Genomic DNA, 12,050 nt, shown 5'->3' on the forward strand with positions numbered 1-12,050 from the left:
ACGGCATCGATGACAGCGAATGGTCCGGCGAGGACGAAATGTTCGCCAGGATTCACGAAATGCGCTGCCGAATCGTCACCTCGCCAAGTTTCAGCGGCGAAAAGGTGTTGGGCGCAATTCTGTTCGAAAAGACGATGGACGGCTGCATAACGGACGGAATTCCGGTGCCTGACACTCTGAAAGCGCGCGGTATTGTACCATTTCTGAAGGTCGACAAAGGCCTGGAAGACGAGGCGGACGGCGTCCAGCTGATGAAGCCCAATCAGGCACTGGATGCGCTGTTGGAGAAGGGCAAGGCCTCGGGGATGTTCGGCACCAAGATGCGCTCTGTGATCCAGTCGGCCAATCCTGCCGGGATCGCGGCAATCGTTGCCCAGCAGTTCGAAGTTGGCCGCCAGATTATCGGTCATGGTCTGATGCCGATCATCGAGCCGGAAGTGAACATCAAGGCAGATGACCGGGCGCAGTCCGAACAGCTTCTGCTGGCTGAAACCATGCGCGCGCTGGATGCGCTGCCCGATGGCGAGCAGGTGATGCTGAAACTGTCGCTGCCGGTCGAAGCCAATCTCTACCAGCCGCTGGTCGATCACCCCAAGGTGCTGCGCGTGGTCGCCTTGTCCGGCGGATTCAGCCGGGAAGAAGCCTGCGCGCATCTGGCCAGGAACAGCGGGATGATCGCCAGTTTCAGCCGTGCCCTGCTCGAGGAATTGCGGGCCGGAATGGACGACGCCGAATTCGATGCGGCGCTGGCGAAGGCAATCGACGAGATACAGGCGGCATCGGTCGCAGGATAACGGGCTTGGCGGCGGCCAGTCTGCACGGTAAGTGCGCGCCATGTCCAACACCGTCACCCGCTGCCAGCTCTATCTGATTTCCCCCCTTGATGTCGGTGGGGACTTTCCCGCGCGTCTCGAACGCGCCCTTTCCGCGCCGGAGGGGAAAAGCCCGATTACCGCGTTCCAGTTCCGCGTGAAAGGCATCGGCCAGCACGAGGCCGCGGAACTCGCCAAGCCGCTCCAGGAAATCTGTGCGGCGCATGATGTCGCCTTCATCGTCAATGACGACGTCGCGCTGGCCAAGCGCCTCGGTGCCGATGGTGTGCATCTGGGCCAGCAGGACGGTTCGGTTCGCGATGCGCGTGAGGAGTTGGGCCGCGAAGCGCAGATCGGAGTGACCTGTCACGGCAGCCGGCATCTCGCGATGGAAGCGGGTGAAAATGGCGCGGATTATGTCGCTTTCGGCGCGTTCTTCCCCAGCACCACCAAGCAGGCCGACCATACCGCTGACATCGAACTGATCGAGTTCTGGAGCGGATTGTTCGAAATCCCGAGCGTCGCGATTGGGGGGATCACGCCGGAAAATTGTGCGCCCATCATCGCCGCGGGCGTCGACTTCATCGCGGCTTCCGGCGCTGTCTGGAACGGCGACGAGGTGGCTGCGGTACGGGCGTTTACCGAGGCCATTCGGTCGGTCGAGGTCAACCGCCGGGGCGAATGAATGCCGGTCGGCTAACTCCCGCGACCAAGCAGCGCCACTGAAGCGCGATAACTGGCGCAACGGAAACCAATCGCCGGGCGAGAGGTTCTATTCCCGATACCTGCTTCCGATCCGGTGGGAGCGCGACAAGGGAATTTTCATGCGCAATATCTTCATCTCCGCGTCGATTCTGGCGCTTGCCGCTTGCGGCTTCAGCAGTACCGATTCAGACCCCGACGAAACCCAGGTAGCGACAGCAGAGGTAAGCAAGCCGGACAACCTTGCCGACGAAATGGCGTCGCGCGATGATGCCATGGGCGGTGACCAGACCGATGAAATTCCCGATAGTTCGGAGCGGCCGGTGATGCAGGCGCAGGTGGTTCTGGACCGTCAAGGGTTCGGCCCGGGCGTAATCGACGGCAAGATGGGAGCATCCACCGAGAACGCCTTGAGGGGCTTTCAGGAGGCGAACGGTCTGAAGGTCACCGGGGAATTGGATGAAGCGACGAAGCAGAAGCTGGCCGCATGGAATAAAGTCCCCGCGACCCGGATCGTTACTATCCCCGCAAGCTGGAGCAGGCTGACCTTCAAGGAGGTACCGGAGAGTCCGAAAAAGCAGGCCGAAATGGAGCGGCTGGGCTACAATTCCCTTGATGAAAAGCTGGCCGAACGGTTTCACACAACCATCGAGGTGCTCAAGAGCCTGAACCCGGGGGGCAAGCCGGCCGGACCCCAGAACGCGGCTTCGGCAGCCGGGCAATCCTCTGCCAATGCGCAGCCTGATGAGGAAAAGCCGGTCACGGCGTCCGTGTTTTCTCCGGGGCAGACGATCCGCGTGCCGAACATCGGTGCCGACCGCATCGTTCCCGGCGCGATCGAAAACCAGGACTGGGCAAAAACTCTGGCCTCTCTGGGCGTGGGCAGCGAACAGCCCGAGGCGGACCGGGTGGTGGTCAGCAAATCTGGCGGAACGCTCAAGGTGTTCGACGCTCAGGACAAGCTCGTTGCCCTGTTCACTGTCACCACAGGCTCGGAAAACGATCCCCTGCCGCTGGGCGAATGGAAGGTGAACGGGACGGCTTACAATCCGCCGTTTGCCTACGATCCCGAACTGTTCTGGGATGTTCCTGACGACGACGCCAAGCAGCAATTGCCGCCTGGACCGAACGGTCCGGTAGGCGTGGTCTGGATCGATCTTTCCAAGGAGCATTACGGCATCCACGGTACTCCCGAACCGCAAACCATCGGGCGGGCGGAGAGCCATGGCTGCGTGCGTCTGACCAATTGGGATGCGGCGCGGCTGGCGGGGATGGTAAGTCCGGGCACAAAGGTGCTATTCGAAGCCTGATATGGCAACTAACTGGATCGATCGCACACTGACCATCGTCATCACCGCCACGGTGACTTCCGCCTTGTGGATCACTGCGGGCGGCACCTTGATGGAAATGGCGGACAGCGAGGGCCAGCGCAAGGCAACCCGGCCCGCAGACGCTGCGCCGAGCCCGCAGCCGGTGGCAGACCCAAGCCCCGCTGCAGAGAGCGGGGAACTGACCGAAGGTGGATCTGCGCTCGACCAGGGCGGAGTCATTCGCGCCGGTGCAGAGCGAAACGGAAACTTGATGGTTCCGGTATTGAACGTCCGGCCGTCCGACCTGACCGATTCGTTTACCGACGCCCGCAGCGACACGGCCAGCCTGCATGAAGCGATCGACATCATGGCGCCCGAGGGGACGACGGTGGTGGCGGCAGCACCCGGCACCATCGAGAAACTGTTCACTTCCAAGGCGGGCGGCAAGACGATCTATGTCCGATCGCCCGACCGGCTGACGATCCATTATTACGCGCATCTGTCCGATTATGCGCAGGGCCTGAAAGAAGGGCAGCGTATTCGCCGGGGGCAACGTCTCGGCGGGGTTGGTAGCACAGGCAACGCATCGCCGGATGCCCCGCATCTGCATTTCGCGATCCTGCGGACTACTGCCGATGCCGAATGGTGGGAGCCGGCCAACGCGCTGAACCCCTACACGCTGCTCACCAGGAAATAGTCGCCTGAAGCGGGAGCGCTGCTACCGCGCGAAGCCCGAGCGGACGCAGCGCACCCGTCCCGGCTCGCCGTTGTCGTCGATCCAGCGAAGCGTGCCCGACCCGGTTCGTTCGAACTTGAGCCCTTTCATCGGCCCACGGGTGAATGTCACCTGGGTGCCGGTCAGCAGATAAGTGCCGCTACCCTGATGTGTGCGGTAGGTCGAACCATTGCCAATGGTGAAATTCCGGTCCTCGAGCGGGATCCACGCGGCCCCTGCGGCATCGCCGGGCAGGGCGCAGCGATATTGCCCCTGAGGCAGCGTGTCGAGCCTCCCTCCGGGCGCCGCGACCGTAGCACCGGCGGGAACTGCGACGGTCGCCAGAAAGATCAAAGCCATTCTATTCATCGGCGCAAGTCCTATCAGCCAGCCCGGCGACATGCCAGCTATCCTTGCCGCACGGGCAGACGTGGGTTAAGGGCGCGGCCACGATTGGGGCGCAGCGCCCGTATATTACGAAAAGCAAGGTTTACGGCTCATGAAAATCAGCGGCGTGGACATCCGTCCCGGCAACATTATCGAATACGAAACCGGCATCTGGAAAGTCGGCAAGATCCAGCACACCCAGCCGGGCAAGGGCGGGGCCTACATGCAGGTCGAAATGAAGAACCTGGTCGATGGCCGCAAGACCAACGTGCGCTATCGCAGCGCCGATACCGTGGAGAAGGTCCACCTCGACACCAAGGACTTCCAGTTCCTCTATGCAGAAGGCGACAGCCTGATTTTCATGGACAAGGAAAATTACGAACAGATCACCCTGCCCAGGGATTTGCTCGGCGACGCCGCGGCATTCCTGACCGACGGGATGGATGTATCGCTCGAACTGTATGACGAAAAACCGATCAGCGTTGCTTTGCCCGACCAGGTCGAAGCAACAATTGTCCAGGCCGATGCCGTGGTCAAGGGTCAGACCGCTTCTTCCAGCTACAAGCCGGCCGTGCTTGAAAACGGCGTGCGCGTCATGGTGCCGCCCCATATCGAGAGCGGAACCCGCATCGTGGTCGATGTTTATGACCGCACCTATGTCGGCAAGGTTAGCTGAGCCGCCATGCACTTATCCGGTGTAATACGAGTCATGTCACGCGCCGCCCGCAAGGCCGCCGCGCGCCTTCGCCGTGATTTCGGCGAAGTGGCACATCTGCAGGTGAGCCGCAAGGGTCCCGCGGATTTCGTTTCCAAAGCCGACCAGCGTTCTGAACGCATCCTGTATGACGAACTGCTGGCGGCGCGCCCCGACTGGGGCTTCGTGCTGGAAGAAGCGGGCGTCATCGAAGGTGATCCGGGCAAACCGCGGTGGATCATCGACCCGCTGGATGGCACCAGCAATTTCCTCCACGGCATTCCGCATTTCGCGATCTCCATCGCGGCGCAGGAACCCAAGCTGGACGGCAGTGGCTGGGGCGATGTGTTCGCAGGAGTGATCTATCAGCCGATTACCGATGAGACATTCTGGGCGGAAAAGACGCGCGGCTCCTGGCTGCAGGATGCGCGGCTGCGTGTGTCCTCCCGCCAGAGCCTGTCGGATTCGCTGATCGCCACCGGAATCCCGTTCCAGGGCCATGGCAGTTTCGCGGAATGGTCGAAAATCTTCGCCGCCGTGGGTCCGCAAGTTGCCGGTGTCCGCCGGTTCGGGGCCGCCTCGCTTGATCTCGCTTGGCTGGCGCAGGGCCGGTATGACGGGTTCTGGGAAAGCGGTCTGAGTGACTGGGATACCGCCGCCGGCTGCCTGCTGGTGCGCGAGGCGGGCGGTTTCGTCAGCGATTACCGTGGGCGGAGCTTACCCATTCATTCCGAGCAGGTCGTCGCGGGTAACGACGTCATCCATTCACGCTTGCACAAATTGGTGGCGGGTGCGCTGAAGGCGTAACGCGGAATGCTTGAAGTCGCGGCGAAGCGGGGTTAAGCAGCCGCGCGATCCGCAAGAGAGTGCCCCTGTGGTGGAATCGGTAGACGCGCTCGACTCAAAATCGAGTTCCTAACGGAGTGCCAGTTCGAGTCTGGCCAGGGGCACCATTCACTGCTTGCTCGGCGCATTTTGCGACCGGACGCGAGCAAAATCCCAGATGCCAGGCATTCGCCACTCGGGCTCCAACCCCTTGCGATCGCCGAATTCGCTTGTGTTTAGTGCCGCGCTTTGGGATTCGCACCGCCACACGATGTTGAGCATTCCCTCCTTCCACGCGATTGCGGCCATGGTGGTGACGATTGCGATGTTTGTGGCCTTTGCCCGCGGGCGGATGACCACAGAAATCGTCTCGCTGCTGACCATCGCGGTGATTGCGGTGGGCCTGTATTTCTTCCCGCTGGAGGGGACCGGGCCGACCGACGGGCTGGTTCTGGCATTTTCGGGCTTCGGGCATTACGCGTTGATCACCATCTGCGCGCTGATGATTATGGGGCGCGGCCTGGTCGTCACCGGTGCTCTGGAACCGGCGGCCAGATTCCTCGAAAGTGTATTCAAGATCAATTTGCAGCTTGGTCTGCTGGTGTCGCTGCTGCTGGCGTTCTCCCTGTCGATGATCATTAACGACACGCCGGTGCTGGTGCTGCTGCTACCGATCTTCGTTTCCCTGGCGGCGCGCGGGGCGCTTCCAGCGTCCAAGACGCTGATCCCGCTTAACGCTGCGGTGCTGATCGGCGGGATGGCGACCACCATCGGTACCTCGACAAACCTGCTGGTCGTGTCGATTGCGTCAGATCTGGGGATGCCGCCGATCGGGGTGTTCCAGTTCACTCCCATCGTGATGATGGCGGCAGTCGTCGCTCTGCCCTATCTGTGGTTGATCATGCCGCGCCTGCTCAGCGATAACCGGGTGGCCAAGGACGGCGGGATGCGGCGGTTTCACTGCCGTCTGCGGATAGGCGAGAACAGTCCGCTAATCGGGCGCGATATCTCCTCAATTGTAGGTAAGATGCCTGCAGATCTGGAATTCATCGATCCGCCAGCCGGTGCACTTCACGCTCAGCAGAGATTGCGCATTACGGGTACGCATGAAGCGCTGGAGGAAGCGATGCGTTCGCTTCAGGGCGAGGCGGCTCCCGCTTGGGTGCTGGCGCGTATCCGCCGCAATGCATCGGCAAGTCGCGAAGATATCACCGTGGTGGAGATGGCCGTGACCGCGGATTCCCGGTTGATCCGGCGTACCCTGCCCACCTCGGGAATTGCCGACCTTTATGGCGTCGCCGTGCTGGGTATCCACCGCCCGCGTACGGTCATGGGGGAGGAACCTGCGGACGCCGCGGGTGCCGACATCCAAATTGCGGAGGGTGATGTCCTGCTGGTGATGGGCCTGCAAGCCGATCTGCAGGAGTTTGCCCGCGCCGACAGCCTGCTGATCCTCGACGGAGCGCGGGAATTGCCGCGCCGGTCGAAGGCCGTCCTGGCCGGGGCCATCATGGTCGGATCGGTCGGCACGGCGTCGATCGGCCTGTTCCCGATTGCGATCTCCGCCCTGGCCGGGGCGATCCTGATGTTCGTGACCGGCTGTGTGAAGTTCGACCGGGTGGGCCGCGCGCTGTCCGCCAAGGTGATCGTGCTGGTCGCGGCGAGCATTGCCATCGGGCGCATCATCCTCGACAGCGGCGCTGCGGCATGGCTGGGCGAAACGCTGTCGCTAGGCCTGCAGTTCCTGCCGCCGGCGATGGTGCTGGCGATGATCATGCTGTTCGTGACCCTGCTGACCAATTTCGCCTCCAACGCGACCGCCGCGACCGTCGGCACCCCGATCGCATTCAATATCGCCACCCAGCTCGGCCTGCCGCCCGAACCGCTGATTCTGGCGGTGCTGTTCGGCTGCAATCTGTGTTATGCCACCCCGATCGCCTATCAGACCAACATGCTGATCATGGCGGAGGGAAGTTACGAATTCAGGGACTATATTCGCACCGGCGTGCCGCTGGTCCTGCTGATGACGACGACATTATCGATCCTGCTGGTGATGACCTACGGAATGTAGGCCGGCGGGACGCAAGGGAGACTGAAATGCTCAAGAAATTCCTGCTGCCCGCGATTGCCGCTGCCGCCCTGACCGCGCCGAGTAGCGCGCTAGCGGACGAATTGCGCGATGCCGTCGCATCCGACATGCCGCAGCTGATGGACCTCTACCGCGATCTTCACGAGCACCCGGAACTGAGTTTCGAGGAAGTCAAAACCGCCGCCAAGCTGGCCGCGCGGATGCGGGCGCTCGGCTTCGAAGTGACCGAAGGCGTGGGCAAGACCGGCGTTGTCGCGGTAATGCGCAATGGCGAGGGCCCCACGGTGATGCTCCGCGCCGATATGGACGGACTTCCGGTGACCGAGCAGACCGGGCTGCCCTATGCCTCCAAACAGGTCGCGGTTCCGGCATCCGGCGTGGAAACCGGCGTGATGCACGCCTGCGGCCACGATACCCACATGACCGCCTGGATCGGCACCGCGCAATTGCTGGCGGAACGCAAGGGTGAATGGTCCGGCACGCTGGTGATGATCGGCCAGCCGGCGGAGGAAATCGGGCTCGGCGCGAAAGCGATGCTGGACGACGGGCTCTATACCCGCTTCCCCAAGCCCGAAGCGGTGCTGGCGTTCCACGATGCGGCGCAGTTCCCCGCCGGGATGATCGGCTATTCGCCCGGCTTCGCGCTCGCCAATGTCGATAGCGTGGACATCCATGTGAAGGGCGTCGGCGGCCACGGAGCCTACCCGCACACCACCAAGGATCCGATTGTGCTCGCCAGCGCCATGGTGATGAAATTCCAGACGCTGGTCAGCCGCGAAAGCAGCCCGCTGGACCCGGCGGTGATCACGGTGGGCAGTTTCCATTCCGGCTTCAAGCACAACATCATTTCCGACGAGGCGAAGCTGCAACTGACCGTGCGGTCCTATAGCGACGAATCGCGCAAACTGCTGCTCGACGGGATCAGCCGCATCGCCAAGGGCGAGGCCATTGCCGCCGGAATGCCGGAGGACCGGATGCCGGTGGTGACGCTGGAGAAGGACTACACGCCCTCAACCTATAATTCGCCGGAATTCACCGAGAGCGTGATGGCCGGTTTCCGCGAACGGTTCGGCGAAGCGCGGGTGATGAAGGTGCCCTCGGTCATGGGCGGCGAGGATTTCAGCCAGTTCCTGCGCGCATCGCCCGACGACACGAAATCGCTGATCTTCTGGGTCGGCGGCGTGCCGCAGGCGGAATTCGAGCGGGCCCAGGCGGGCGAAATCAGCCTTCCATCACTCCACAGCCCCTATTGGGCCCCCGATGCGGAGAAAGTGATCGCCACCGCCACCGAAGCCATGACGGCCGCGACGCTTGATCTGATGGGATTGGCGAACGTACAGTAAATTCTAGTGGATCATCGAGGGAACAGGCCCGCGACCGCCGAGGGTGACACAAGTGACACATCCAACATTTACTGTCCGCCACCAGAATCCGCGCAAAACTGCGGGTTTCGAGGGGGCAGGGTGACACATTCGGCCCGTGGAGAAAATAAAATCCTGTAACGCCGTTCTATGCGAAAATTTCCTACAAGGCCCCGCGAAGCCGTGGCACCCGCGAGGAAAAACTAAGCCTGCGGCAAGTCCGATATTCACATGTCAAAGAGCCAGCAATTCGCGAGGCAACGGTAACAGGCCGCTTGAGTGTAGGAAAATCCTTGGACTGCGGGATCGCGCGGCACGAGAAAGGCTAATTACTTTTGTGTCCCCGGAATTGGAATTCAAGATTGTGGCGCGGGCTGGGGAGTGAGGGTGAGTGAGGGGATCAAGTTTGCTGGCGGCGGAAACTAACCTTCCCCCCTCCCTGGAGGGAGGGGCCGGGGGTGGGTGTACGGCGCTGATGGCGCGCGTCCATCGCCGGTCCAAAGTGTGTTTCACGCGGAGACGGGCAGTGGCCTAAGCCAGTTGAGCGAGCAGAGCCTGAATTGAGTATACTGTCCCTGGAATTACACGTGCCCCTGGAATAGTGCAAACCGGCAGAGTTGCAGCTTGGATGGCAAGTGGTGTGCAATTTGAGTTCGCCAAACAGTCGTAGGCATTGAGAGCGCCAAGCCCGACTTCCAAGCCAAGCTTGCCAAGTTGTAGAGCACCACCGGCCGGAGCGCCTACTCCTGTAAGTGTCACTGCTACCGACGCAACATCAGCCACTATTGCCAGTCCTTCTAGCGCGCCTCTGACATAAGAACCCCCAACGGTAGACCCACAGTCATCACTTTGCGGCAAGTGAGGAAGCTGACGAGCAGGCTACCTTCTGAGCAAGAATCTCCTTCCCCTCCTTGCTCATGAAGCTTAGTCGATCATCGCCAAAGTATTTGTCAGATGGCCTAACAATGACGCCTTGGCCATCTTCTACTGAGAATCGAATGGACCGGCCCTCGATGCGCGGCCATATCGCGGGACGCACTAGAATGAAATCCCCCCATTTGTCTCTGCGGAATTGGATTTCTAAATGGCGGTGGATAGATGAGATCATGATAAGATTTTTATCTACAGTGAGCTGCGTACCATCTTGGAAGGCGTAACATCCAAGGTAAGGTTCAAAATCTTTTATTGGAACGCCGGATTCTTCTAAGCCTGAACAAGATCCTACAGTCGCAGCTATTGCCAAGACACAAAAGATTTTGGTCATTGGCCGCCCAATACGCAGTTAGAGATCGACGTCTTCGTCACTCCCGAACTTGCGCCTACCCCTGGCGACGACAATCCAACATCGTAACCGATAAAATTGCCGTCCAAATTAAAGCTAGCGGAACCATTCAGAAAACCAATGGTCAAGCTGTTCAATTGTGCGGCGCCAGCTAACGAAGCCAAGCTTTCGAAATGTCCTCCAGTTATAGTACCGCCACTTTCAATACCAATAACCGCTCCAACGGTGACAAATCGACCTGTCGTTCCAGTCTTCAGATTCCGAAAGACCCCCACGCTCCCGGTTAAACCACCGACCAATGAATTCCGGGCAATAATTCCGGGGACAGTATACTTAATTGCCATTCCCCGCCTCCTTGCGCGGTTTCGGGCCTCGCCTGAATGGCCGCAGACGTTGGCCGATAGCAGCCTCCTGCCGTTTGATCCATTCGTCCGCTGCCAGCGGTCGGCCTGTGCGCAAGCGGGCCTCGATCGCCTCGGCTACGGCTTCCCCTTCTGCTCCGACACCACCCGCACCAAGCCCGTGCCGCAGCATCGCCTGCCAATTGGGCGCGGTGCCTGCAAGAGCCTCCATGTCAGTGAGCGGATCGAGCCGTGTGCGCCCCCCCTGGATATGGCTCTTCGCGCTCGACCAGGGCCAGTCCTCGGCCCGCTCGACCATCTTTGCCGACACCGGATTATTCTCGACATAGCGCACCGCCGCCATCAGATGGTCTTCATCCATCGGGTAACTCGCGAACCGGCCCTGGAACAGATGCCCGCGCCAGCCCTCGCGAAAGTTCACCATCCGGGTGTAGCGCCGATGCGCCTCTCCCAACGTCGCCCGCAGGCCGTCCTCGACCTGCGGCACGAGGATCAGATGGACATGATTGTCCATCAGGCACCACGCCAGACAACGTGTGCCGCTCGCCCGGGTCGCCTCCGCCACCAGCCGGAGATACTCGCGCCGGTCGTCATCCGAAAAGAACACCGGCAAGCGCCGATTGCCGCGCTGGGTTACGTGATGCGGGACATCGGGAACGACAATGCGAGCAAGACGGGCCATCGCACCATGGCTAGGCCTAACGAGTGAGAGCGTCAATTAAGTATACTGTCCCCGGAATTCTTCGATTGCAACAATCGGTCACCCTTCTCGTTTGGGGCACTTCATGGTGCCCGTGCCAAGAAGGAGAGTGGCTACATCAATTACGCGGTGTCCCCGGAACTTGATGCCGTTTCAAGCGTGAACTTCGGTGCACGAGTTCACGCGGATTCCTTGCGACCCGAGATTTTGTAGAAAATCATATAATTGTGCTTTAATCATTTTTGCCGGAGGAGGTCCAAACTGGTAATCTGCACAAACAAAGATCGAACCATCACTTGAGTTTTCTAGACAGAAACGTGTTAACATTTCAAACTCTCGCAACGTAGGGCCGTCAAACTTTATCAAAGGCGGGCCGTCGACAATGTCTTCAAACAGTGCCCGGTAACCTGGCTTGCCTATGAATTCCCGATCAAATATATGAACAATCGATCCATCGATTTTCGAATAAAGCTCATCCTCCCAAAGTGACGGGGATTTGTCACTTTTTATTTCCGAGCTAAATTCAATCCCGAGGTGCTCGCCACTGAAAGTGGCTATTGGAATACTTGAGTTGAACACAATTTCTAACGTTATCATAGACCGGGTTTTCCATCCGCAATCCAATTTTCATAAACCTCAGCGATGAATTCATCAGACATATCTGTAATTCCGGGGACAGTATACTTAATTGCCATTCCCCGCCTCCTTGCGCGGTTTCGGGCCTCGCCTGAAAGGCCGCAGACGTTGGCCGATAGCAGCCTCCTGCCGTTTGATCCATTCGTCCGCTGCCAGCGGTCGGCCTGTGCGCAAG

14 protein-coding genes and 1 tRNA gene are annotated in these 12,050 nt (G+C 60.4%); 9 read left to right on the forward strand and 6 right to left on the reverse strand.

What is annotated here, in order from left to right:
• The 4 genes from U0988_RS01440 to U0988_RS01455 form a co-directional block, all read left to right on the forward strand.
• Positions 1-794, forward strand: a 794-nt coding sequence (locus tag U0988_RS01440) for a fructose bisphosphate aldolase (RefSeq protein ID WP_322290871.1), incomplete at its 5' end; no start/stop codon positions are given.
• Between the two features lie 40 nt (positions 795-834).
• Complete coding sequence (thiE, locus tag U0988_RS01445; protein WP_322290872.1) at positions 835-1,497, forward strand: thiamine phosphate synthase; 663 nt, start codon at positions 835-837, stop codon at positions 1,495-1,497.
• Positions 1,498-1,636: 139 nt separating this feature from the next.
• Positions 1,637-2,824, forward strand: coding sequence for a L,D-transpeptidase family protein (locus U0988_RS01450; RefSeq protein WP_322290873.1), 1,188 nt, complete (start codon positions 1,637-1,639; stop codon positions 2,822-2,824).
• A 1-nt stretch (position 2,825) separates the two neighbouring features.
• Positions 2,826-3,521, forward strand: coding sequence for a M23 family metallopeptidase (locus U0988_RS01455; RefSeq protein WP_322290874.1), 696 nt, complete (start codon positions 2,826-2,828; stop codon positions 3,519-3,521).
• 21 nt (positions 3,522-3,542) lie between these two features.
• On the opposite strand, the gene U0988_RS01460 is transcribed toward U0988_RS01455, so the two are convergent.
• Complete coding sequence (locus U0988_RS01460; protein ID WP_322290875.1) at positions 3,543-3,899, reverse strand: hypothetical protein; 357 nt, start codon at positions 3,897-3,899, stop codon at positions 3,543-3,545.
• 139 nt (positions 3,900-4,038) lie between these two features.
• On the opposite strand from U0988_RS01460, the gene efp reads away from it, so the two are divergent.
• The 5 genes from efp to U0988_RS01485 all read left to right on the forward strand — a co-directional run bounded on the left by efp (position 4,039) and on the right by U0988_RS01485 (position 8,877).
• A complete protein-coding gene (gene efp, locus U0988_RS01465) occupies positions 4,039-4,602 on the forward strand; it encodes an elongation factor P (RefSeq protein WP_322290876.1) in 564 nt (187 codons plus the stop codon).
• Positions 4,603-4,608: 6 nt separating this feature from the next.
• A complete protein-coding gene (locus tag U0988_RS01470) occupies positions 4,609-5,427 on the forward strand; it encodes an inositol monophosphatase family protein (protein WP_416172347.1) in 819 nt (272 codons plus the stop codon).
• A 61-nt stretch (positions 5,428-5,488) separates the two neighbouring features.
• Positions 5,489-5,573 (forward strand) — tRNA-Leu (locus U0988_RS01475).
• Positions 5,574-5,716: 143 nt separating this feature from the next.
• Positions 5,717-7,516, forward strand: a complete 1,800-nt coding sequence (locus U0988_RS01480) for an SLC13 family permease (protein ID WP_322290878.1) — start codon at positions 5,717-5,719, stop codon at positions 7,514-7,516.
• 26 nt (positions 7,517-7,542) lie between these two features.
• Positions 7,543-8,877 (forward strand): amidohydrolase, encoded by a 1,335-nt coding sequence (locus U0988_RS01485; protein WP_322290879.1) that lies wholly within the window; start codon positions 7,543-7,545, stop codon positions 8,875-8,877.
• Positions 8,878-9,739: 862 nt separating this feature from the next.
• On the opposite strand, the gene U0988_RS01490 is transcribed toward U0988_RS01485, so the two are convergent.
• The 5 genes from U0988_RS01490 to U0988_RS01510 all read right to left on the reverse strand — a co-directional run.
• Positions 9,740-10,159 (reverse strand): hypothetical protein, encoded by a 420-nt coding sequence (locus U0988_RS01490; protein ID WP_322290880.1) that lies wholly within the window; start codon positions 10,157-10,159, stop codon positions 9,740-9,742.
• Positions 10,156-10,521 (reverse strand): hypothetical protein, encoded by a 366-nt coding sequence (locus tag U0988_RS01495; protein WP_322290881.1) that lies wholly within the window; start codon positions 10,519-10,521, stop codon positions 10,156-10,158. Before U0988_RS01495 ends, U0988_RS01490 begins: the two co-directional genes overlap by 4 nt.
• Positions 10,511-11,221, reverse strand: a complete 711-nt coding sequence (locus U0988_RS01500; protein ID WP_322290882.1) for a transposase — start codon at positions 11,219-11,221, stop codon at positions 10,511-10,513. Before U0988_RS01500 ends, U0988_RS01495 begins: the two co-directional genes overlap by 11 nt.
• A gap of 171 nt (positions 11,222-11,392) precedes the next feature.
• Positions 11,393-11,836 (reverse strand): hypothetical protein, encoded by a 444-nt coding sequence (locus U0988_RS01505; RefSeq protein WP_322290883.1) that lies wholly within the window; start codon positions 11,834-11,836, stop codon positions 11,393-11,395.
• The coding region (locus tag U0988_RS01510; RefSeq protein ID WP_322290884.1) for a hypothetical protein at positions 11,833-12,050 on the reverse strand (218 nt) is incomplete at its 5' end. The genes U0988_RS01510 and U0988_RS01505, both read right to left, overlap by 4 nt.

This window comes from Allopontixanthobacter sp. (genome assembly GCF_034376665.1).
In the GTDB taxonomy this organism is placed as follows: domain Bacteria; phylum Pseudomonadota; class Alphaproteobacteria; order Sphingomonadales; family Sphingomonadaceae; genus Allopontixanthobacter.

Coding starts and splice junctions, on each gene's coding strand:
- thiE (WP_322290872.1), top strand. CDS start 835: ATGTCCAACACCGTCACCCGCTGCCAGCTCTATCTGATTTCCCCCCTT.
- U0988_RS01450 (WP_322290873.1), top strand. CDS start 1,637: ATGCGCAATATCTTCATCTCCGCGTCGATTCTGGCGCTTGCCGCTTGC.
- U0988_RS01455 (WP_322290874.1), top strand. CDS start 2,826: ATGGCAACTAACTGGATCGATCGCACACTGACCATCGTCATCACCGCC.
- U0988_RS01460 (WP_322290875.1), bottom strand. CDS start 3,899: ATGGCTTTGATCTTTCTGGCGACCGTCGCAGTTCCCGCCGGTGCTACG.
- efp (WP_322290876.1), top strand. CDS start 4,039: ATGAAAATCAGCGGCGTGGACATCCGTCCCGGCAACATTATCGAATAC.
- U0988_RS01470 (WP_416172347.1), top strand. CDS start 4,609: ATGCACTTATCCGGTGTAATACGAGTCATGTCACGCGCCGCCCGCAAG.
- U0988_RS01480 (WP_322290878.1), top strand. CDS start 5,717: ATGTTGAGCATTCCCTCCTTCCACGCGATTGCGGCCATGGTGGTGACG.
- U0988_RS01485 (WP_322290879.1), top strand. CDS start 7,543: ATGCTCAAGAAATTCCTGCTGCCCGCGATTGCCGCTGCCGCCCTGACC.
- U0988_RS01490 (WP_322290880.1), bottom strand. CDS start 10,159: ATGACCAAAATCTTTTGTGTCTTGGCAATAGCTGCGACTGTAGGATCT.
- U0988_RS01495 (WP_322290881.1), bottom strand. CDS start 10,521: ATGGCAATTAAGTATACTGTCCCCGGAATTATTGCCCGGAATTCATTG.
- U0988_RS01500 (WP_322290882.1), bottom strand. CDS start 11,221: ATGGCCCGTCTTGCTCGCATTGTCGTTCCCGATGTCCCGCATCACGTA.
- U0988_RS01505 (WP_322290883.1), bottom strand. CDS start 11,836: ATGATAACGTTAGAAATTGTGTTCAACTCAAGTATTCCAATAGCCACT.